This is a genomic window from Dehalococcoidia bacterium, from assembly GCA_040902535.1.
Lineage (GTDB): Bacteria > Chloroflexota > Dehalococcoidia > DSTF01 > JACRBR01 > JBBDXD01.
The window spans coordinates 143,544-164,326 of record JBBDXD010000018.1 but is presented as its reverse complement, the minus strand read 5'-3'; the positions used below and the strand labels follow the sequence as shown (position 1 = coordinate 164,326).

The window sequence follows — 20,783 nt, the reverse complement described above, 5'->3', positions numbered from 1 at the left end:
GCGGGGCATGCCGGCACGACTGCCGTTCGACGTCGCACCGGACGCGCTGCCCGATGGTCATTCGGGCGCAGTCGCGGCGTCGTGCCCGATCCACGGCATCCTGGCGACGGAGCTACGCGAGCAGGCCGACGCGAACCCGCACCTGATGGCGTACCTGCACCGCGTGCCGATGGCGGAGTTCGGCGTGCCGGAGTACTTCCCGGAGATCAGCCGCAAGATGGGCGACCTCAAGGAGCCGAACCTCATCTACCCCGTCGGCAAGAACACGTTCATCCACATCTACCCGGAGTCGGCGGGCGACCGTAACTGGTACGTCGCGATCGAGCCGGGGTCGGACAAGATCGTCGACTTGCTGGAGCAGATGGAGTTCCGGCTGCTGGACTTCGTCGAGATCCTGGCGGAGGCGCACACGCCCGAAGAGAAGACGGCGGTGCTGCTGAAGGCGATCGATGACTCGTGCGACGTCATCGACGGCGAGAAGCCGGCGCTGGCATCGACGATGCCGAACGTCGATGCGGGCGAGGGCGGCTTCTTGAAGTTGCCGTTCGCGTCGAAGAGCGGCGGCGGCGGTTCGAGGCTGCGCGTGACGGCGACGGACTACAACAGCCTGCGCTACATGGTGATCCGCGACAAAGTCGGCATGGGGCCGCTGGAGCCGCTGATCAGCGACAACTGGATCGAAGACATCTCGTGCAGCGGCATCGGGCCGGTGTATATCGAGCACAAGGTGTTCAAGGGGCTGAAGAGCAGCATCAACTTCGACTCGCACGAAGAGCTGGATGACTTCGTGCTGAAGCTCGCCGAGAAGATGAAGAAGCCCGTGACGTTCCGGGCGCCGATCGTCGATGCGACGCTGCCCGATGGCTCGCGCATCAACATCGTCTACGGCGGCGACGTTTCGAAGAACGGCTCGAACTTCACGATCAGAAAGTTCATGGGCATCCCGCTCAGCGTCATCGACATCTGCGAGTCGGGGATGATGACGTACCAGATGTGCGGTTACCTGTCGCTCGTCGTCGAGGAGGGGCTGAACTTCTTCGTGTCCGGCGAGACCGCATCTGGCAAGACGACGCTGATGAACGCGCTGATGACGTTCGTGCCGCCGCACGCCAAGATCGTCAGCATCGAAGACACGCCCGAAGTCGTCGTGCCGCACCCGAACTGGACGCGCGAAGTGGTGCGCGGCGCGTCGTCGCAGGGGACGGGCGTCGATATGTTCGCGCTCCTCAAGGCGGCGCTTCGGCAGCGCCCAAACATGATCATCATCGGCGAGATCCGCGGCGAAGAGGGCAACATCGCATTCCAGGCGATGATGACCGGCCACGCCGTCAGCGCGACGTTCCACGCGGCGACCGTCGAGAAGCTGATCCAGCGCATCACCGGCGCGCCGATCAGCGTGCCGCGGACGTACGTCGATAACCTGAACGTCGTGGTGATCGCGAGCGCCGTGCGGCTGCCGAGCGGCAAGTCGGGGCGCCGGCTGATCAGCATCAGCGAGATCATCGGCTACGACCCGGTGCAGGGATCGTTTTCGTTCGTCGAGATTTTCCGCTGGGACCCGGTGAAGGACGAGTTCGAGTTCGTCGGGCTGAACAACAGCTACCTGCTGGAGCAGCGCATCGCCCCGTCGCGCGGCCTCTCGGAGAAGCGCCGGCGCGAGATCTACAAAGAAGTCGACCGCCGCGGCGCGCTGCTGCAAAAGCTCGCCGAGTCCGGCGTCAACAACTTCTACGAGTTGTTCAAGCTCCTGTCGAAGGCGCAGAAGCAGGGGCTGTTTTAGCGGTCGGCCGTCCGCGATCAGCGGTCAGCGGTTAGCTGTCAGCAGTCAGCAGTCAGCTCTCAGCGCTGACGGGAACAACTCGCGCCGTGCAGAAGGCGCAACGGGTGGCGTCTGCGACGATCGATGATTTGCACTCGAGGCATTCGCGCATGCCGTCGTCGTCGCCGGCTGCCGCGAGTTCGGCGGCAGTTGGGCGGACGAAGAGCCACCAGGCAATGAGTGCAGCGAACGCCAACGTAAGAAGATCGACGAGCGGAATGCCATACGAAATGCTTGCATCGCCGATGTTGAAGTCGAGGTCCGTGAATCCGAAGTTGCTGAACCCCTCCTCCTCATCGCCCAGCGGTGTCTGGGAGAGCAATGGCGTGAGCATATAAAGGAAGGCAGTACGCAACAGCTCTGAGAGCGCGAGTCCGGCGACGACGCCGACGGGGATCGTGATGCCGATGAGCTCGTTGCGGAAGAAGTCGCGCAGGCGGTTAATCATGGTGGCTGCTCCCCTTCGCTGATCGTGCGTTAGCGCGGAGTGCAGGCCGGGGAGGGCCGGATTACAACAGGCGCCAGAGGACCGGCTACGCCCCGTCGGCTCTGTGATTAGTAAGTGAAACATCGCACATCTTCTTATCGCTCTGGGCTGCTCACGGGCAGCGCAGCAGGCCCGACGTGTCGCCCCCTTTTTCCCTAAGCAACATAAGGAATGCCGATCTAGGGACGGCTAAGCCCTATAATAGAACAAAATTCCTATTTCTCAAGGTGATGGCGACTGTGACAGCTCTGGAGTGGGTGCTCGCACGTCTTGCAGCGGATTTGGGCGCGGGGGAATTCGGGGGGGCCTATCCGCGGCAGAGTCAGCTGTCATCGAAGAGGCAGCCAGTTGCCCGCCCACACCGCGAAGCCAGATCGAACAATTCCGTCACTTGATCGGCGGCGGAGATGATCCACTTGGAAGGATTCTCTCGGACATGCGGTCTGCCGTTGAGAAGCGATCCCTAGGAGCCATTTTCACGCCTTCGACGATCGTTGAGCCGATGGTTGACTGGGTGATGGATCGCGCAGCCTCAACGCGTCGTGGACGCGGGATGCGGCTCGGGGCGCTTCGCCAGTAGCGTGGTACGCCGAGACGCAAACGTTGACGTCATCGCGGTTGATCTCGATCCGTTTTCTACGCTTGTCACGAGAGCGAACCTTAAAACGTTGGGAGCTCGTCGCGCACGCGTTTTCAATTCGGACTTCACCACTACCACCATTCCTCGAATCGACGGGCGCACCGCGTGGGTTGGGAACCCGCCATACGTGCGCCACCATCAGATCGATCAGCAGAACAAACGTGGTTGAGCGAAGCGGCAGCCAAGACGGGGCACATCGCCTCGCGTCTCGCCGGGCTGCACGTATATTTCTTCGTCGCAACTGCGTTACAAGCACAGCCTTGCGACCTCGGGTGTTTCATCACGAGCTCTGAATGGCTCGATGTGGCCTACGGCAAAGTGGTACGCAACCTTCTCACGAATGGACTCGGACTTCAGGCCATCCATTTGATCGATCGCCACACCATGCCATTCGAAGACGCGCAAACCACCGGTGCTATCGTGTGTTTCGAGGTGACCTCTGATCGTGGTGGCGTTTCCGTGTCGCTTGGATCGCGAAAGGTGGCTGGCCCCCAAATCGGCTCAGGTCGCACCATTGCGTTGGACTCGCTCATTCACGCAGAGCGGTGGACGCCAGCTCTCTTAGACCGTACACCCCATGCGGAGGGCCTCCAATCCCTGGGGGAGATCGCCCGCGTGCACCGCGGCATTGCGACTGGCGCCAACGGCTTCTTCGTCATTAGCCGGCAGGAAGCCAAGCTCTTCGGCATCGAACGCTGGTGTGTGCCAGTAGTCTCCGACGGACGAGAGATTCTTCAGTCTAACTTTGAGATCCGCGACGGCGAGGAGAGGAAAGTGCTGGTTGTCTTTCCCCGCGACGTGGATCGTGCATCGCATCCGGAAGTCGACCAGTACTTGCGCATGGGCGAGGAAGAGATTCTTGATGGCCTTCCCATCAGCCAGCGATATCTTTGCACACATCGGCGATCGTGGTGGAATCTAGGAACCATTCGTCGACCACCAATCGTGGCGTCGTATATGGCCAGACAGCCGCCTCGCTTCGCGCTGAATCCTGATCGACTTGGAATCATAAATGTCGCCCATGGGCTTTACCCCGGAGAGGACTTGCCTCAAGAGCGCCTGCAATTGCTGGTCAGATCCCTAAACGGCTCACGCGCCTCGTTCACAGGGATGGGTCGAACCTATCAAGGCGGGCTCGAGAAATTTGAGCCGCGAGAGATGGAGGCGCTTCGGTTCAAATGGGTGACTGATGGCTGATCGGCGCGCCCTGCCTCAAACGTGGACGCGCGACCAACTCACCCTTATACCCGATCGCTCTATAGACGCCTTCATTTCGTGGTTTCAGGAAAAGGGCAACACTTCCCATCGTAATCACTACGCGACGGCAGTTGAGTCAGTCGAGCGGCTGCTTTCGATCTCGAACGATCTCCGGAACCTCTCGAAGGACACGCTGCTTCGTGGCGAGAAGTCGATTCGCGAGGCCGCGCGTTACGTCGCCGGACCACCACTGAGTAGCGACGATCTAAAGATTCTCGCACGAATGAAAAGATTATGGGAGCCGGACCGATTACAAGATCTGGTTGATGTCATTGTTAGCGCGCGAGATCCGCTGAGGTTTCCATGGCTATTCGAGACACCACCCCGTGCGCCCTTAGCGGAGGAACGGCGACTGGCCGTCGCTTGGACTGCGGGCCTGCTCGCAGCGCAGAAGGCATCAACAGAGAGAAGGGGCGAGTCATCCAAGCGCCAGGAGGCCGCTGTCGATGCCGTTCTCAGCAGCATCGGATTCAAGAAGGAGTCCGCCCGAGCCATCCGGTCCATTCGGGATCTAGAGACGGGTACGTACTGTCGTCAGTCAATGGTCTCAAGCACGCGCGCAGACCTATCGGTGGGCCTCTGGGATGGTCGCCTTCTCTTGCTGGAATGCAAGGTGTCGAATTCTGAGGTCAATAGCTACAAGCGATTGAATGCCGAAGTTGGACGCAAGGAGACAGTGTGGAGAAATGAGTTTGGCAATCAAGCCGTCACTGGAGCCGTACTGGCCGGTGCTTTCAGCCTTGAGAACCTCGCCAGTGCGCAGACGAACGGCATCTATTTATTTTGGGAAGCGGATCTGGGCTCGCTGGTTTCATTCGTCGGATCCACTAAGTGAGTCTATCAGTACTCCGTTGACACGTCGTTCCGTCGTGGATCTGACCCCACAGTGTCCTAACCCCCACCCCCGCCGTCAGCTGTAAGCAGTGTGTGACGCGAGGGGGCGACGGATGACAACATACGAATCCTCTGCCGACCGACGAGCGTGCAGCCGTGAGCGATGATACGTCATCGTAGCTGCTATTCATTTTTTCGATGCTTGATGCGGCGTTACGTCGCGCTGTAGCTTCGGTCGCGGTTTGCAACTCCGTTGCTGCGTGATGTCCGCGCATTATGGAAATTGACAGCGTCTCACCTGCAAGATTAGGATGTTTCATAACGAGCCTGGCCGAATCCGCGCCCCCGTCGCGAGCGCGGAACGGGGGAACCAGATACCGCCACGATGCTTCCATCCGCGATGTCGCAATGCTTTCGCAATCGCGGGTCTGTTAGCTTCGTAGCGGGTGGGGTGAATCTCGCCGATGGCGGCGAGTAGGGCACGTCTCGAGCCCGAATCCGTCAGCTAACCCCGTAGGAACCAGAGATGCAGGCGCAGGTGCCCGGGCAACCCTAAACGGGCGTCCCTTTCAACCCTGTGCATGCCATGGAGGAAACCGTATGTACGGCACTCTGGCGCTGTCGCATCGTGCGTTGGACGACCTTGCCGACTCGGCGGGTCGTGATGCCATCGATGAGCTACGTTCGCTCGCCCGACCCATCGAAGGCTTACGCGTCCTCAATCTGAGTGTCACGGGCTTCGGCACGGGCACCGCAGAATTGCTCAATTCGTCCGTCCCGCTGATGACCGATCTGGGCCTCGACTGTTCGTGGCAGGTCGTCCGCACCTCCGAGGAGTTCTCGCACGTGACGCGCGCCATGTATCAGGCGCTTGGCGGAGTGTACGTGTCGTGGACGCAGGAAATGACGGATACGTGGCTCAGTTATGCCGCGATGAACGCCGGCCTCCTGACCGAACCGTTCGACGTCGTCATCATGCACGATCCGCAGCCGGCCGCGATTCGGTCCTACGTTGCCGACGGCGGCGCGAAGTGGCTGTACCACTCGCATCTCGATCTGTCGTCCGCCCAGGACGATGTCTGGATGCAGCTGCGCCAACACATCGGCCAGTTCGATGCGGCTATTTTCGAAACGGAGCGCTTCAAGCGGGAAGACAACGGCAACATCAAGACGTACATCGTGCCGCCCGCGATCGATCCGAATAGCCCGCGCAACATGCCTCTCCCGGATGATGTCGTCCGCACCGTGCTGGAGCGTTACGGTATCGACCCCGAGCAGCCGCTGGTCGTGCAGGTGTCGCCGTGCGATGCTGCCAGTGACCTCATGGGCGCCGCCGATGCGTGCAGCACGCTCTACGAGAAGTTCCCGGGCCTCCAACTCGCCGTGATTCTCACGACCGAGCCGCAGGATCCGCAGGGACGCCAGTGCTACGACGACCTCGCACGCCGTTGCGGCGAGGACCACCAGATCTTCGTGCTCAACATGGGCAACGAGGTGGGCAACGTAGAGGTCAACGTCTTCCAGCGCGCCGCCGACGTGATCATCCAGAAGGGACTCCGCAAGGGCTTCGGCATGTGGGTGTCCGACGCGCTCTGGAAGGAGCGCCCCTGCGTCGTGGCGCCGGTGGGCGGCCTGCAGGAGCAGGTGATCGACGGCCAGACGGGGATCGTCGCGCACACGAACGAGGAATTCGCCGCAGGCATCGAACTGTTGCTGAAAAATCGGGAGTTGGCCGCGCGATATGGGGAAAACGGCCGCCGCCACGTTGCACGGCGATTTCTGATCACCCGATATCTACGTGACTACCTTCAGGTATTGAACGCGCTCCACAGGAGAAGCTAGTGCTCGGTTCCGTCCCCACGACGCCGAAATCCCTCGAGGACTACCGGCAGATCATCGGCGACGAACGGACCGAGGAGATTCTCGCCCTTGCCGACTCCCTGAAGGACGCGCGCGTCCTGCACGTCAACGCGACCGCGTTCGGCGGCGGCGTCGCCGAGATCCTCGCAACGATGGTGCCGCTGTTCAACGACGTGGGTCTCCACGCCGACTGGCAGGTGATCAAGGGCGCCGAAGAGTTCTTCAACATCACCAAGGCGATGCACAACAGTCTGCAGGGGATGTACTACGACTGGACCCCCGGCGCCCGCGAGATCTGGCTCAACTACAACAAGCTCAACGCCGACCTGTTCGATGACTCCTACGACTTCGTGGTCATTCATGACCCGCAGCCGGCCGCCATGCTCTCGTTCCTCGATGAGGCGACGGGCTCACATCGGGGCAAATGGGTGTGGCGCTGCCATATCGACCTCACCGAAGCTCAGGTGCAGGTCTGGGACTTTCTGCGCCCGCACATTGAGCGGTACGACGCAGCGATCTTCACGCTTCCCGACTACGTCAAGGACGACCTCACCGGCCCGCACATTTACTCTGTGCCGCCCGCCATCGATCCGCTCAGTCCGAAGAACGTCGACCTCCCGATCGACACGGTCAATGGCATCCTCCAGCGCTACGGCGTCGACCCCGACCGGCCGATGGTCACGCAGATCTCGCGCTTCGATCCCTGGAAGGACCCGCTCGGCGTGATCGATGTCTATCGCAACGCCAAGATCGAGTTCCCCGAACTCCAGCTCGTCATGATCGCGTCGATGGCCAGCGACGACCCGGAAGGCTGGGACTGGTACGAGCGCACGGTGCGCCGCGCCGGCGAGGACTTCGACATCCACATCCTTTCGAACCTCAACGGCGTCGGCAGTATCGAGGTCAACGCGTTCCAGCGCGCGGCGCGCGTGGTCATCCAGAAGTCGGTCCGCGAAGGATTCGGGCTCGTAGTCTCGGAGGCGCTATGGAAGGGACGTCCAGTAGTCGCGGGGAACGTGGGTGGCATTCCACTGCAGATCGTGAGCGGGAAGACGGGATACCTGGTCAACACAGCCGAGGAATGTTCGGAGAGGCTTCTCTCGCTCCTCCACAACCGCGAAGCGGCGGACCAGATGGGCGCGGAAGGAGTCGAGTACGTACGGGACAAGTTCCTGACTACGCGCTACCTGCGGGACTACCTCAACATCTTTCGCGACCTGGCCGGACTGTCCACGCAGGCTCAGCGCCCGCGCTCCGCACAGCGCGTGCGGCACTAGATCATGGGGTGTCGATGAAACGCGTCGTGGCGCTCATCCTGGCTGGAGGCCAGGGCGATCGCCTCAGCGTCCTCAGCGAAGAGCGTGCAAAGCCCGCCGTCATCTTCGGCGGACGCTACCGGATCATCGACTTCGCGCTCAGCAACATCGTCAACTCAGGCGTCACCCGCGTCGGCGTACTGACGCAGTATCGGCCGCGCTCGCTCAACGACCACATCGGCATCGGCCGTCCGTGGGACCTGGACCGCGCCGGCGGCGGCGTGACGCTGCTCCAGCCGTACCTCGGACGCGAGAGTTCGGATTGGTACCGCGGCACGGCAGACGCCGTGTTCCAAAACATCTACTACCTCGAAGAGTCGCGCGCCGATGTCGTGCTGATCCTCGCCGGCGACCACGTCTACAAGATGAACTACGACGAACTGATCTCGTACCACGTCGCGAAGGGCGCCGATGTCACGGTGCCGCTGTACCGCGTCCCGATGGATCAGGCCCACCGCTTCGGCGTGCTCACACTCGGCGAAGACAGCCGCATCGTCGAGTTCGACGAGAAGCCGGAACAGCCGCAGTCGAACCTGATCTCCATGGGCATTTACGTCTTTAACCGACGCGCGCTCATTGAGCAGCTCGTCGCCGATGCCCGGCTCGACACCACGCACGACTTCGGTCGCGACATTGTCCCGGCGATGGTCGAAGATCCGACCCAGAACGTCTACGGTTTTCAGTTCGAAGGCTACTGGCGTGACGTCGGCACGATCGAGTCCTACTACGACGGCAACATGGATCTGCTCGAAGACCTGCCCGAACTGAACATGTACGACCCCGATACGCGCATCCGCTCGCGCGTGACGGGCTACCCGCCCGCGAAGATCGGCCATCGCGCGTACATCTCGCGGTCGTTGCTCGACCTCGGCAGCATCATCAACGGCCACGTCGAGCATTCGGTGTTGTCGCCGGGCGTCTTCGTCGAGGAGGGCGCGGTCGTGCGCGATTCGATCATCTTCGACGACTGCCGGATCGAATCCGGCGCCATCGTGGAGCGCTCGATCGTCGACAAGCAGACGGTCGTCGGCAAGAACGCCTATGTTGGCTATGGCGATGACTGGACGATCAACCGCGAGCGTCCGGATATCGTGAATTGCGGTATTACCATCATCGGGAAGCGTGCGCGTGTCGAGCCTTACGTGCGCGTCGGGCGCAACGTGGTCATCGGCCCTAACGTCGTCGCGGAGGGTGTCCAGGACGGCACCATCCCCAGCGGCACGACCATGCGCTCGCCGGAAAAGCACTTCCCATACACCGTATAGCGAAAGGACCGGCGGGCTCCGCCACGGAGCCGCAGCATGAGCAAGAAGCAAGGCGCGTTCACATTCGTCCTCCACTCCCACTTGCCGTATGCCCGCATGGCGGGTCGCTGGCCTCACGGTGAAGAGTGGATCCACGAAGGCGCCGCCGACACGTATATACCGCTGCTCTCCGCGCTTCACGATCTCGCCGCCGAAGGCGTGCCGTATCGTCTGACGATCAGCATTACGCCGGTGCTCGCCGAGCAACTCGCCGACGGCGATATCCTGCGCAACCTCGACGACTACATCGAAGACCAACTCGCGCGAGCCGTGAGCGACATCAGCCGATTCGAGCGCGAGGGCGAGCCGCACCGCGCGTACGTCGCCACGTTCTATCGCGATCGGTTCGCCGGCCTGCTGCACGAATTCCGCGATCGCTTCGGCCGCGATCTGCTGGGCGCGTTTCGCAGGCTGCAGGACCAGGGCTACGTCGAACTCGCCACGAGCGCCGCGACGCACGGCTATCTGCCGCTGTTCGAGCGCGACTCGTCGATCTACGCGCAGATACGGCAGGGCGTACGCACATACGAACGGCACTTCGGACGCAAGCCGGAGTCCTTCTGGCTGCCGGAGTGCGCCTATCGGGCGGGCTACCTGCGCGAGGACGGGCAGCACAAGCCGGGGCTCGAGGCGTTCCTCGCCGACCAGGGCCTGCTCGTCTTCTTCGTCGAGACCAACGCCATCCTGGGCGGCAAGCCCGTCGGCAAGGCGGCCGGCGACGCCGTCGGCCCTTACGGCCAGGTGCCCAAGCGCTACACCGTGCCACAGCCTGACTATCCCGCACCAAATGAACGCACGACCTTCCAGCCGTACTGGGTTGCGGATCCGCGCGTAGCCGCCATCGGACGGAACGTCGAGACCGGATTGCAGGTATGGTCGGCCGACCACGGCTACCCCGGCGACTTCGTCTACCGCGAGTTCCACAAGAAAGACGGCGAGTCGGGGCTCCACTACTGGCGCACGACGGGCGCCCGCGTCGAGCTTGGCGACAAGGACTTCTACGAACCGCACGCCGCTTTCGAGCGCACGAAGGACCACGCGCGGCACTTCAGCGATCTTGTCGAGCAGCAGATCGCGTCGTACGCGACGACCAGTGGCAAGTACGGCATCGTCAGCGCGGCGTACGACACCGAACTCTTCGGTCACTGGTGGTTCGAGGGTGTCGCCTGGCTGAAGGAAGTCCTGCGCAATCTTTCGCGGAGCGAGGTTGTCGACCTGACGGGCGCCGCGCAGTACGTGCGCGAGCACCCGGCCGAAGACGTCGTGTCCCTGCCCGAAGGTTCGTGGGGACAGCAGGGCACGCACTTCACCTGGTACAACGCCGACACGTCGTGGATGTGGCCGATCATCAACGGCGCCCAACGCCGCATGGAGGAGATCGTCGCCCAGCGCCCCGGCGCGCCGGCTGAGGCGCTCGCACAGCTTGCGCGGGAACTCTTGCTGCTTGAGTCGAGCGATTGGCCGTTTCTCGTCACCACCGGCCAGGCCCGGCAATACGCCGAATTGCGCTTCACCAGCCACGTCGAGCGCTTCAACAGCGTCGCCATGCAGATCGAGCAGGGGCAGGTGGACATGGCGTCCGTCAGGGCGCTCTACGAGCGCGACAAGCTCTTCCCGGATGCCGATCCGCGCGATTTCGAAGCGCGCGAGGGCAGGACGGGCCGCCCCGCCGACGCCACCCGCGGGCGATGACGAGCAGATGATCAACAATAGAAGGGGCGCAACGACGGCCCCGGGAGCCGATTCGGTGCGATGGCAGGTCAGGCCGTAAGGCCTGTCCCGCTATCCCGGACATAGCGGAAAGGGACGCGGCCGCCGCGCGGCCAACACATGTCAACGATCTATTGGGCCTCGCTGCTCCACTTCTATCAGCCGCCAATCCAGATCCCGGAGGTGCTCCGCAAGGTCGTCGATGAGTCCTACCGGCCGTTGATCGACGTGTTCAAGCAGCAGCCGCATGCCAAGGTCAACGTCAACATCAACGGCGTCCTCACGGAAATGCTCTACGAGAGCGGCTACGGCGATGTCATCGATGGGCTGCGCGAACTCGCCGAGAACGGGCAGGTGGAGTTCGTCGGTTCGGCGAAGTACCACGCGATCCTGCCGCTCATCGACGCCCAGGAACAGCGGCGCCAGATCCGGCGCAACCACCTGACCAACAAGCACTTCTTCGGCGACGCGTACAACCCGAAAGGCTTCTTCCCGCCGGAAATGTGCTACGACCGCGCCATCCTCGACCCTATCGCGGACTTCGGGCACGAGTGGGTGATCATGAGCGGCGTCGCGTGCCCCGCACCATGGCCCACAAACGTCGTCTATCAGGCGAAGTCCGCCGATGGCGTCGATCTGGCGGTCATCTTCCGCGACGACGTGCTGAGCAACCGCATCTCATTCCAGGACATCGATGGCAAGGGCTTCGTCGAGCACTTGCGTGAGGCGCACGGCAACGAGGGCGATATGTACATCGTTACGGCGATGGACGCCGAGACGTTCGGCCACCACATCGAGAACTGGGACCAGTTGTTCCTCGCCGAGGCCTACGAGGCGGTCCACCCTTACGAGGCTGTCGTGCAGGCCCGCCCCCTCGCGCAGAGCACGCGGGCGCTGCTCACCATGACGGAAGCACCGCCCGTTGAAGATGTCGACCGCATCGCGTCATCGACGATCAGCGAGATCATGGAGCAGTTCCCGCGCGGCGACGTCATCGAGCCGAAGCCCGCATCATGGAGCACTTCCCACGAAGACATCGCCGCGGGCGTGCCGTACCCGCTGTGGCAGGCGCCGGGCAACTACATCCATAAGCTGCAGTGGGAACACGTCGATGTCGCGCTGGCGCTCGTGCAGCTTGCGCAGGAGTCCGCCGATGGCGCCGTCAGCCAGCGTCACGCCGAGATCGCGCGCGGGCTCATGGATCCGGCGCTCCACTCCTGCCAGTTCTGGTGGGCGAGCCGCAGACCGCACTGGGACGTTAACATGATCGCACGCGGTCTCGATCAGCAGGCCGATGTCATCGTAAACGCGTTCCGCTCCATCAATCTGAGCGGCGCTGCCGAACACGTGAAGCGCGACGCGTACTACAAGGTCGTCGCCGCGCGAGACATCCAGCACAAGATCCACGACCAGTTGTTCTGGGACTGATACGCCGCACGGCCGCGAATCTCATGGCCGATATCGTAGCGTGAGAGAGGTCGTCTCAGACAGCGTGCGTCCAGGGGAAGGGTGAGGATGAAGCGAGTCAACGTAATCCTGGCGTTCCACGCTCAGGAACCGCTGTGGGACCTGCCCCGCAAGGTGCTCGACGGGCTGGCCGACGAAGATGTGAAGCGCGAAGCCGTCGGCAACGACAACTGGGTGCGCCGGCGCGCGGAGGCCAACCGCGATATCTACCGCGGTCTCGTCGAGATGGGGGCGCGGCTCGGCGCAACGGTGTGCCTCGAAGCGACGAACGAAGTCCTCATGCAGATCAAGCGCTTCATGCCGGATACGTTCAGCCGCCTCGGCGAGGCCTATCGTTCCGGCGCCATCTACCCCGTGTACGGCAACGCTTTCCACACGCACATCGCCATGCTCACCGATGACGAGTTGACCGATGAGCTGCGCATGAACCGCGAGTTCCTGCACGACGTGCTCGGCGCGCCGGAACCGCGCCACGCCGGCGCATTCCCGATGGAAGGGTCGATCGACGCGCACAAGCTCGCCGGCTTCACGCGGGCTGGCATGGAATACGTCATCTTCCCGAACCTCAGCGAGCGCAAAGCGCGTTTTGCGTTCGAAGGCTTGCCCGAGGGCGCCGATCCGGTCTACGGGCCGTTCACGATCGGCGACGGCCTCCTCGCGCTGCCACGCCACTTTCCGATCTCGCAGGAGATCTGGCGGCCGATCACAAAGTGGCAACCGGAGCGCCTCAAGGCACAAGGTTACATCCTCGGCAAGTACTGGGTGCTCGATGAGGAGTACCGTGAGCGCAAGTTCGTCGAGTTTCCCATCGATCGTCCCGCCGCCGTCGAGCAGTACGCGCAAGTCCTCCGCGATGCCGTCCAAGCGGCGCCGGATGATGCGCTCCTGCTCTACATCCAGGATCTCGAACTCATGGACTTCGGCGAGGAAGCGCTCGACATCATGGGCGATGCGTGGGAAGCCGTCCGCGCCGAGCACCACGCCGACATTCGCTTCGTGACGCCCGACGACTATCTCGATGAGCTGCGTGATTCCGGCCGCGCGCTGCCCCACATGAAGTTCCACCAGGTGTCGTGGGCGCCCGAGATCCGGCTCGTGCTGCGCAGCGACGGGCACTACCCGCCGCTGCACGCGGGCGAGTTCCGCGGCGTCGACAACGACCTAGAGGTGTTTCGCCGCTGGCCGTTCATCTTCTGGGAGCCCGGGCGCTTCATCGCCGATGCGTTCAAGTCGCTGCTCACGAGCTTCGGCCACGACCTTGCGATTCCGCTCAGCGGCGCCGAACTCGATGCGCGCGGCTACGAGTTTGACGACGACCTCGACGACGCCACGAAGCTCGCCATGCACGTCCGCATCATGCAGCGGGCGTGTAACTTCGGCTGGCAGCCGGACGAAGACCGCCACAAGTGGCCGTACATGCACGCGATCGGCATCACCGAGATCCTCAGGGCGGAGTTGAAGCGCCCCGCGGTCGCCGAGCGGGTCTCGCATTCGTTTCGCCCGCTGCCCCAGCGCGCCCTCGAAGGGCTCGACCGCGTGCTGGAGATCTTCATCGATACGCGTATCGCGTACCTCCGCAGGGGCATCGCGCGTCTCGGTGACCGTGCCGGGAGCGACGAGAAGCGCGCCGAGTCCGAGCAGCATCTGCGCAACGCGGAGCAGCGCCGCTCTCGGGCTTCGGCGCTCATCCGCCAGGTGCGCGCGGAGAACGGCAAGTTCATCACGAGCTGCGCGATCGATGATCGGGGCATTCAGCGCATCCTCGCGCTGATGCAAGAGCACGCGCGCGAAACGTTCCTCGGCATCAACGAGATCCAGCGCGCATGGATGTGCATCGACGACACGGCGGGGATGATCGAGCAGATGTACGAATACCTGTACGAGGTCTACCCGCCGCGCTTCCCGCAGATCCTGCGCGAACTGCTCAGCGAACAAGAGCTTGCCGAGATCGACGAACCCGCCCTGGCATAAGCCCGCCCGGCCGACGATGACGCCACTCCGGCCGCTATGCCGGACGTCCAGCGGGCGCTACCATCCACCCCATGCGATCAGCGGAGGATCTCGCGCGCCTGGCGCTCGCCGTCAACGAAGCGCAGTTCGCGCTCGGCAACGAAAGCTTCGAAGCGGACGGCGGCCGCTTCATCCGCAATCGCGATACGCCGGACATCCGCGATGCGAACCACGTCGCGTACGTGACCGCCGCCGCGCCTGCCGGGATCGACCGGCTGCTCGAGCGCGTCGATCTGGAGTACGCGCACGCTCCTGCGCGCGCCTACCACTGTGACTTCACGACGCCGCCGGCGTTCGAGGCGCGCCTCACGCTCGAAAACTTCACGATGCGGAGCAACCTGGTCTCAGTCCTCGAAGGCGAACTGATTGGGGAAGCCGCGCCGTTTGAGATCCGCGCCGTCGAGCATGAGGACGACTGGCGCCAGTTCGAGGGCCTGCACGCGCTCGACTGGAAGGAGACGCGCGAGCGCCTGGGGCAGGAAGAAGTCGCCGATGCGGGCGTGCGCATGGCGCGTACGCGGCGGCTCAAGTGCCCGCCATCGCGTTACTATCTTGGTTTGATTGACGGCGCGCCCCGCGGCTACTTTTCGACGCTGCCCGGCGTGGATGGCATGGCGCAGGTCGAGGACCTCTTCGTCGACCCGGCTCACCGGCATCGCGGGCTGGCGAGCGCGCTCATCCACCATTGCGTGCGCAAGTGCCGCGAAGCGGGCGCCGGGCCCATCGTGATCGTCGCCGACCCCACCGACACGCCGAAGCACATGTACGCCGCGATGGGATTCCGTCCGGTCGCGATCAAGCGCGACTACTGGAAGGTGCCGGGTTAGGCTGCCGGAACGAGCGTTAGAGCTGCAAGCGACGGCCGTCAGTCGTCCAGCTACGGCTGGATCTCGAAAATGAACTCCGCTTCCACGCTCGCGCCCAGCGGCAGTTCGAACATGCCGATCGCCGATCGCGCGCCCAAGCCCGCGTCGCCAAAGACATCGCGCAGCAGCTCCGAAGCCCCGTTCGCAACCGACGGCTGATCCGTGAATCCTGCCGCCGATGCCACGAACACGGTGCTCTTGACGACGCGCGTCACTCGGTCGAGCGATCCCGCCGCCTGCCGCACGATCGCCAGCGCCGAGATCGCGCACCCTCGCGCCGCTTCGCTTCCGCGTTCGACGTCGACTTCGCGCCCGAGCTTTCCCGGGTGCAACACGCGCCCGTCCTGCACGGCGATCTGCCCCGACACGAAGAGCAGGTTGCCCGTCCGCACGCATGGCACGTACGCCCATCGCGGCGCCGCGACCTCCGGCAGCGTCAGGCCGAGTTCGCCCAGTCGTGCTTCCGCGCTCATGGCTGCGACTCCAGCGTCACGCTGCACATCTCGCCGCCTGTGTCGTCCTTCGCGGTGATCGTCAGCACATCCGGCGTGACTTCGACGAGCGCGTATGCGTACGAGTGCAACTCCGCGCAGTCGACCTTCAGCAGGCCGGTGAGAAAACCTTCGACTCCGCCCGCCGCCGCCTCTCCGACGACATCCACGATCTCCTGCCGGAACTGCGCGGTCGCGATCGGCCCGGCGATCGCCTCGTACGCGATCTGCTCGTCATCGAACGGCTCCAGGCGCACGCCGCCGAAGATGTTCGCGTGAAAGTCCGTCGTCAGGAAGACGACGTTCTCGATCCCTTCGTCGCGGATGTACTCAAGCACCTCGCGACGCTCGGCCGCGAATCCCTCCCACCGATCATACGGCGACACCAACAGGTGCTGGATCGCCACAGGGTTCACGACGATCTTCCAGGTCGCGTCGGTCGACGACAACCAGTCGAGGAAGTACTCCTTCTGTTCTGTGCCCAGGAGCGTCCGGCCGGCGTCCTTGATGGCGTCCTCGCATCCCTCCGGCAATTCGTCCGCCAGGCCGACAAAGCCGCGGATGCCGCGCAGCGCATCGGCCGCATTGTCAAAGGCGGCGGCAGGCAGCGGATCGGCAGTGGATTCCTCGCCCGAACTGCATTCCTCTGCGGCCGAGTCGTCGCGGAAGCTGCGTTCGTCGAGCAGGATCATCTCCACGTCGGCCCCCCACCGGAACGTGCGATAGAGGATCTCGGGATCGCCGCTGTCATCGATCGGCAAGTACTCTCGAAACGCCTGCTGCGCGTCGTCGAACAGACCCGGATCGACCTCTGTGCCCGCGTAATCGTTGTGCACCTCGTGGTCGTCCCACGTGTTGTACGTCGATGTGGCAGCAAATATGCGACGCAGGGCTTCGTAACCGCGGTTCTGCGCGTACTTGCCGCGAAAGCCGGTCAGGTCCTCTGCCGACGGCGTCCTGTCTGCATAGATCGTGTCGCCGAAGTACAGGAAGAACGCCGGATCATCCGCGGCGGCGGCGTCGAGCACTTCGAACTCGTTCCACACCGGCGTGCCATCCTCCTGGCGCGAGCCGTCGGAGTCGCCGCTGAACACGAACCGCAGCGCCTGCGACGTCGATGCGTCCGGCGCCGTCACGAACGTCCCCGCGTCGCTCAGCGCGTCCCCCGACCGGAAGCGGAAGTGGTAGCGCGTATCGGGCAGCAGGCCATCGACATGTGCCTTGACGGTGAAATCGCGCTCCTCCGAGGTCTCCGCATCGATCTCACGGACGTCGCCGTCGAATCGGGCGCTCGTCGTTACCTCGACGCTCAGCGCGGCCGCGCCTTCCGCGCGCGTCCACAAGACCGCGCTCTCGCTCGTCACGTCACCGCTCGCGATGCCAAGCTCGAACGTGACGTCTTGCGCGGCATCGGAGTCTGAGTCCGGTGTGCCGTCGTCGCAGGCTGTGGCGACCAGCGCAAGGAGCGCGACGACCATGGCGAAGCGGGTCACAGGAACTCCGTGGTGTATGTGCGCCACGCGGAGCATGCGCCCCGCCCGCAAGACGTACGATAGCATCGCCATGGTACGAAGGAGAACAATCGGTAACGCGCCGTCCGACCCCGGTCAATTCGCATATGCCTGGGCCGCAGCAGACCCGCAGCATGCCGGCGTCAGTGCCAGAAGTACCATCGCCAGCTTCGTACTCGGATACGTTTAGGCTCCGTTTAACAGTTTCCGCGATCGTCCTTAACAGCGTCCGCGGATACTAGCTTCTGTACCAAGCAATGGATGGCGCCGCGACCACGCTCCCCCGGTCGCGGCGCTGTTCATTTTTCGAGGTTGGCATCAGCCCGGTGCGGCGCAGTGAAGCCCGGAACCCACCGCTACGCCCCGGCCCGCTCCGAAGCCAGCACGTTCATGATCCGCATCCGGCTCACGTATCCGACAATCCGTCCCGCGTCGACGACCGGCAGTTGCAGCTGTCTCGCCGACTCGAGCTGTTCGAGCGCCGTCGCCAGGTCGGCTTCGGGGCCGATGGTCTGCACGTCGGAGGTCGGCGTCATCGCCTGCGGCGCGTATGTCGTCGCCCAGCGGTCCTTTGGCACGCGCGCCGCCTCAGCGTCGCTCAGCATGCCCAGCACGCGCTCGTCCCGATCGACGATGAACGCGCAGAGCCCGAAGTGCGGGTCGAAGTAGCGTCCTACCGTCTCCAGCACCGTCGTCGTCTCGGGCACCGTCGGCAGCATCGTGCGCATCACGTTCGATGCGCGGTACTTGCGCAGCGTCTCGAGCACTTCGACCTGCGTCCACGCCTGACGCGCCGCATTGTCCAGGAAGAGCCCGACCAGCACGAACCAGGCGCCGCTGAACTGGTCGAACCACGTGAACACACGCAAGAACACCAGCAGCCCAAGCGCCATCAACGCGAAGCCCAGCACCCGGCCGCAGATCGAAGCCAGGAAGGTCGCGCGCTTGAAGTTGCCCGTGATCCCCCAGATCGCGGCGCGCAGCACGCGGCCGCCATCGAGGGGGAATCCCGGCGCCATGTTCACGACGCCGAGCGACAGGTTCATCACGAACAGGAACTCGAACATGATCCCGGCCCGACCGCCGGCGATGCCCGGCGTAAACGCGAGCCCCAGGAAAATCGCCGCCAGCGCAAAGCTCGTCAACGGCCCGACGATCGCGGTCACGAACTCGACGAGCGGGCGCTTCGCCTCTTTCGTGATCTGCGAGACGCCGCCGAGCATGAACAGCGTGATCGCCCGCACCGGGATGCCGTTTCGCTGCGCCACCAGGCTGTGCGCCAATTCGTGCACGATGATCGAGGCAAAGAAGAGCAGTCCGCTTACGAGCGCCAGCGCCCACAAGAACCAGGCTGGCTCGTCTTCGAGCGCTTCCGGATAGAGCTGGCCGCCGAGCACGTACACGAAAAAGGCGAGCGTGAAGAGCCACGTCGGATTGACCTCGATCGGAATGCCGAACAGCGAGAAGATGCGGTAGTTGCGAATGAACAAGCGGGCTGCGCTTTCTACGGGGGCGAGGCGTGTGTCACATCCATCCTACCAGCACAGAGGGTCTCAGCCCGCACGCCCGTCACCGTCGACCGGCGTTCAGCTCGCGCGGCGTCGCGTGCAACGGCTCCCCGCCAGCGCCGCGCTAGAATGCCCTAAGGAGACGTCGATGCAGGAAGAGCAGGGCCCCGTCCGCGCACCCGAGTTCCCGCCCGACGCCACGTGGCTCCAGGGCGGCCCGCTTCGCATGGCGGACCTCCGCGGCAAGCCCGTGCTCATCGACTTCTGGGATTACACGTGCGTCAACTGCATCCGCACGCTGCCCTACGTCAAGGAGTGGCGACGGCGCTACCGCGAGCACGGCCTGACCGTCATCGGCGTGCACGCGCCCGAGTTCTCGTTCGCGCGCGACGGCGGCAACGTGCAGCGCGCCGTCCGCGAGCATGGCATCGATTATCCGGTCGTGCTCGATAACGATTATGCGATCTGGCGGGCCTGGGCGAACCGTTACTGGCCCGCGAAGTACCTCGTCGACGGCAAGGGCTACCTGCGTTACTACCACTTCGGCGAAGGCGCCTACGGCGAGACCGAGGAGGCGATCCAGTTTCTCCTGCGTGAAGCGACGCTTGACGTGCTGCTCCCCGGCAAGATGGAGCCCGTCCGCGACGAGGACAAGCCCGGAGCGGTCTGCTATCGCGTCTCGCCGGAGCTGTACCTGGGATTCGCGCGCGGCAGCATCGGCAACATGGCGAACCTCACGCCCGATGCCCCGGCGACGTATCGCGATCCCGGCAAGCATGTCGCGGGCCATGCGTATTTGGACGGCGACTGGCTGCTGTCCGGCGAGTTCCTCGCGCGCCCGGCGAATGCCAGCGGCACCAGCCGCCTCGTCGTCCCGTACATGGCGAAGGAAGTGAATTGCGTCATCCATCCGCCGGCGTACGGTGGCCAGGCCGTCTTCAGCGTGCTGCAAGATGGCAAGCCGCTGGCGGCCGAAGACGCCGCCGCCGACGTGCAACCGGGCGCGACGTCGATCATGGCGATCGACGTGCCCCGTCTGTACCGTATCGTTAACAACCGCGAGATCGACCTCCACGAACTAACGCTTGAGACGATGTCCGACGGCGTCGCGCTGTATGCCTTCACGTTCACGTCGTGCGTGGTGCCGGAGGGTGCCGGTTAACCTACCATGTCGAGACCCGGGCGCGTTTCGACGCCGAGCAGCGAAAGGTACAGCAGCAGATCGGCGCGATGGTGGATGTCGTGTTCGAGGAGGTGAAAGGCGACCCAGTGGCCCGTCCGGAGCGGAGCGCCCGCCCACCAGCGGTCTCGGTACGTGGCATCGAGCCTTTCCTGATCGGTGACGGTGCGCTCGACGCGTTCCCAGGTACGCTGGAAGGCAGCCTTGATGTCGCGATTGCTGTGGGCGTTCTCGAAGACGCGCAGGTCGGGCTCGCCGTCGTTGATCGCGCGGTTCATCCACTCTTCGCGGGCGTCGGCGAGATGCCGGAAGATGTGGTCGAAGCTCCAGAGTTCGGGCTTCGGCGACCAATCCATCTTGTCGTCCGGAACGATATCGACAAGCTCGATGAGCATGTCATTCAGTTTTCGCCAGACGGGTACGATGTCGAGTCGCGCGGTGGTCTCGCCGGTCATGTGCGGCAGGGTAGCATTGCACCACACATCGTGCCGCCCGGCGGCTCCTGCAGATGAGTGATGTTAAT

Annotated in this window: 16 protein-coding genes and 1 riboswitch; of the genes, 11 read left to right on the top strand and 5 right to left on the bottom strand. The window is 63.8% G+C overall.

The features are described from left to right. Nucleotides 1–7: 7 nt before the first annotated feature. Nucleotides 8–1,780, top strand: coding sequence for a type II/IV secretion system ATPase subunit (locus WEB52_08940; protein MEX2226559.1), 1,773 nt, complete (start codon nucleotides 8–10; stop codon nucleotides 1,778–1,780). Nucleotides 1,781–1,832: 52 nt separating this feature from the next. On the opposite strand, the gene WEB52_08935 is transcribed toward WEB52_08940, so the two are convergent. After that, nucleotides 1,833–2,267 (bottom strand): hypothetical protein, encoded by a 435-nt coding sequence (locus WEB52_08935; protein ID MEX2226558.1) that lies wholly within the window; start codon nucleotides 2,265–2,267, stop codon nucleotides 1,833–1,835. 844 nt (nucleotides 2,268–3,111) lie between these two features. Between WEB52_08935 and WEB52_08930 the strand changes: the two genes are divergently transcribed. The 9 genes from WEB52_08930 to WEB52_08890 all read left to right on the top strand — a co-directional run bounded on the left by WEB52_08930 (nucleotide 3,112) and on the right by WEB52_08890 (nucleotide 15,531). Further along, nucleotides 3,112–4,143, top strand: coding sequence for a hypothetical protein (locus tag WEB52_08930; GenBank protein ID MEX2226557.1), 1,032 nt, complete (start codon nucleotides 3,112–3,114; stop codon nucleotides 4,141–4,143). Beyond that, entirely contained in the window at nucleotides 4,136–5,038 is a 903-nt protein-coding gene (locus tag WEB52_08925) for a XamI family restriction endonuclease (GenBank protein MEX2226556.1), read from the top strand. The genes WEB52_08930 and WEB52_08925 overlap by 8 nt, the downstream gene beginning before the upstream one ends. A 318-nt stretch (nucleotides 5,039–5,356) precedes the next feature. Next, nucleotides 5,357–5,570: riboswitch (cyclic di-AMP (ydaO/yuaA leader) on the top strand. A gap of 67 nt (nucleotides 5,571–5,637) precedes the next feature. Continuing rightward, a complete protein-coding gene (locus tag WEB52_08920; GenBank protein MEX2226555.1) occupies nucleotides 5,638–6,879 on the top strand; it encodes a glycosyltransferase in 1,242 nt (413 codons plus the stop codon). Continuing rightward, nucleotides 6,879–8,174, top strand: coding sequence for a glycosyltransferase (locus WEB52_08915; GenBank protein ID MEX2226554.1), 1,296 nt, complete (start codon nucleotides 6,879–6,881; stop codon nucleotides 8,172–8,174). The genes WEB52_08920 and WEB52_08915 overlap by 1 nt, the downstream gene beginning before the upstream one ends. Nucleotides 8,175–8,188: 14 nt before the next feature. Next, a complete protein-coding gene (locus tag WEB52_08910; GenBank protein ID MEX2226553.1) occupies nucleotides 8,189–9,478 on the top strand; it encodes a glucose-1-phosphate adenylyltransferase in 1,290 nt (429 codons plus the stop codon). Between the two features lie 36 nt (nucleotides 9,479–9,514). Then, entirely contained in the window at nucleotides 9,515–11,209 is a 1,695-nt protein-coding gene (locus WEB52_08905) for a 1,4-alpha-glucan branching protein domain-containing protein (protein MEX2226552.1), read from the top strand. Nucleotides 11,210–11,347: 138 nt separating this feature from the next. Further along, nucleotides 11,348–12,655 carry a hypothetical protein gene (locus WEB52_08900; GenBank protein ID MEX2226551.1) on the top strand — a complete coding sequence of 436 codons (1,308 nt, stop codon included), beginning with the start codon at nucleotides 11,348–11,350 and terminating at the stop codon, nucleotides 12,653–12,655. A gap of 87 nt (nucleotides 12,656–12,742) precedes the next feature. Then, complete coding sequence (locus tag WEB52_08895; protein MEX2226550.1) at nucleotides 12,743–14,665, top strand: hypothetical protein; 1,923 nt, start codon at nucleotides 12,743–12,745, stop codon at nucleotides 14,663–14,665. Nucleotides 14,666–14,736: 71 nt separating this feature from the next. Then, the gene (locus WEB52_08890; protein ID MEX2226549.1) at nucleotides 14,737–15,531 is read left to right on the top strand and encodes a GNAT family N-acetyltransferase; all 795 of its coding nucleotides are present in this window, start codon (nucleotides 14,737–14,739) and stop codon (nucleotides 15,529–15,531) included. A gap of 50 nt (nucleotides 15,532–15,581) precedes the next feature. Here WEB52_08890 and WEB52_08885 read toward each other — a convergent pair whose 3' ends face one another. From WEB52_08885 to WEB52_08875, 3 genes are all read right to left on the bottom strand, one after another. Continuing rightward, nucleotides 15,582–16,043, bottom strand: coding sequence for a RidA family protein (locus WEB52_08885; protein MEX2226548.1), 462 nt, complete (start codon nucleotides 16,041–16,043; stop codon nucleotides 15,582–15,584). Beyond that, entirely contained in the window at nucleotides 16,040–17,626 is a 1,587-nt protein-coding gene (locus tag WEB52_08880; GenBank protein ID MEX2226547.1) for an alkaline phosphatase D family protein, read from the bottom strand. Before WEB52_08880 ends, WEB52_08885 begins: the two co-directional genes overlap by 4 nt. Nucleotides 17,627–17,928: 302 nt before the next feature. Further along, the gene (locus WEB52_08875; protein MEX2226546.1) at nucleotides 17,929–19,062 is read right to left on the bottom strand and encodes a site-2 protease family protein; all 1,134 of its coding nucleotides are present in this window, start codon (nucleotides 19,060–19,062) and stop codon (nucleotides 17,929–17,931) included. Between the two features lie 166 nt (nucleotides 19,063–19,228). Here WEB52_08875 and WEB52_08870 point away from each other — a divergent pair, with 166 nt between their 5' ends. Further along, nucleotides 19,229–20,242 (top strand): redoxin domain-containing protein, encoded by a 1,014-nt coding sequence (locus tag WEB52_08870; GenBank protein MEX2226545.1) that lies wholly within the window; start codon nucleotides 19,229–19,231, stop codon nucleotides 20,240–20,242. Here the strand turns inward: WEB52_08870 and WEB52_08865 are convergent. Further along, the gene (locus WEB52_08865) at nucleotides 20,239–20,715 is read right to left on the bottom strand and encodes a DinB family protein (GenBank protein MEX2226544.1); all 477 of its coding nucleotides are present in this window, start codon (nucleotides 20,713–20,715) and stop codon (nucleotides 20,239–20,241) included. The genes WEB52_08870 and WEB52_08865 overlap by 4 nt on opposite strands. Nucleotides 20,716–20,783: the final 68 nt, after the last annotated feature.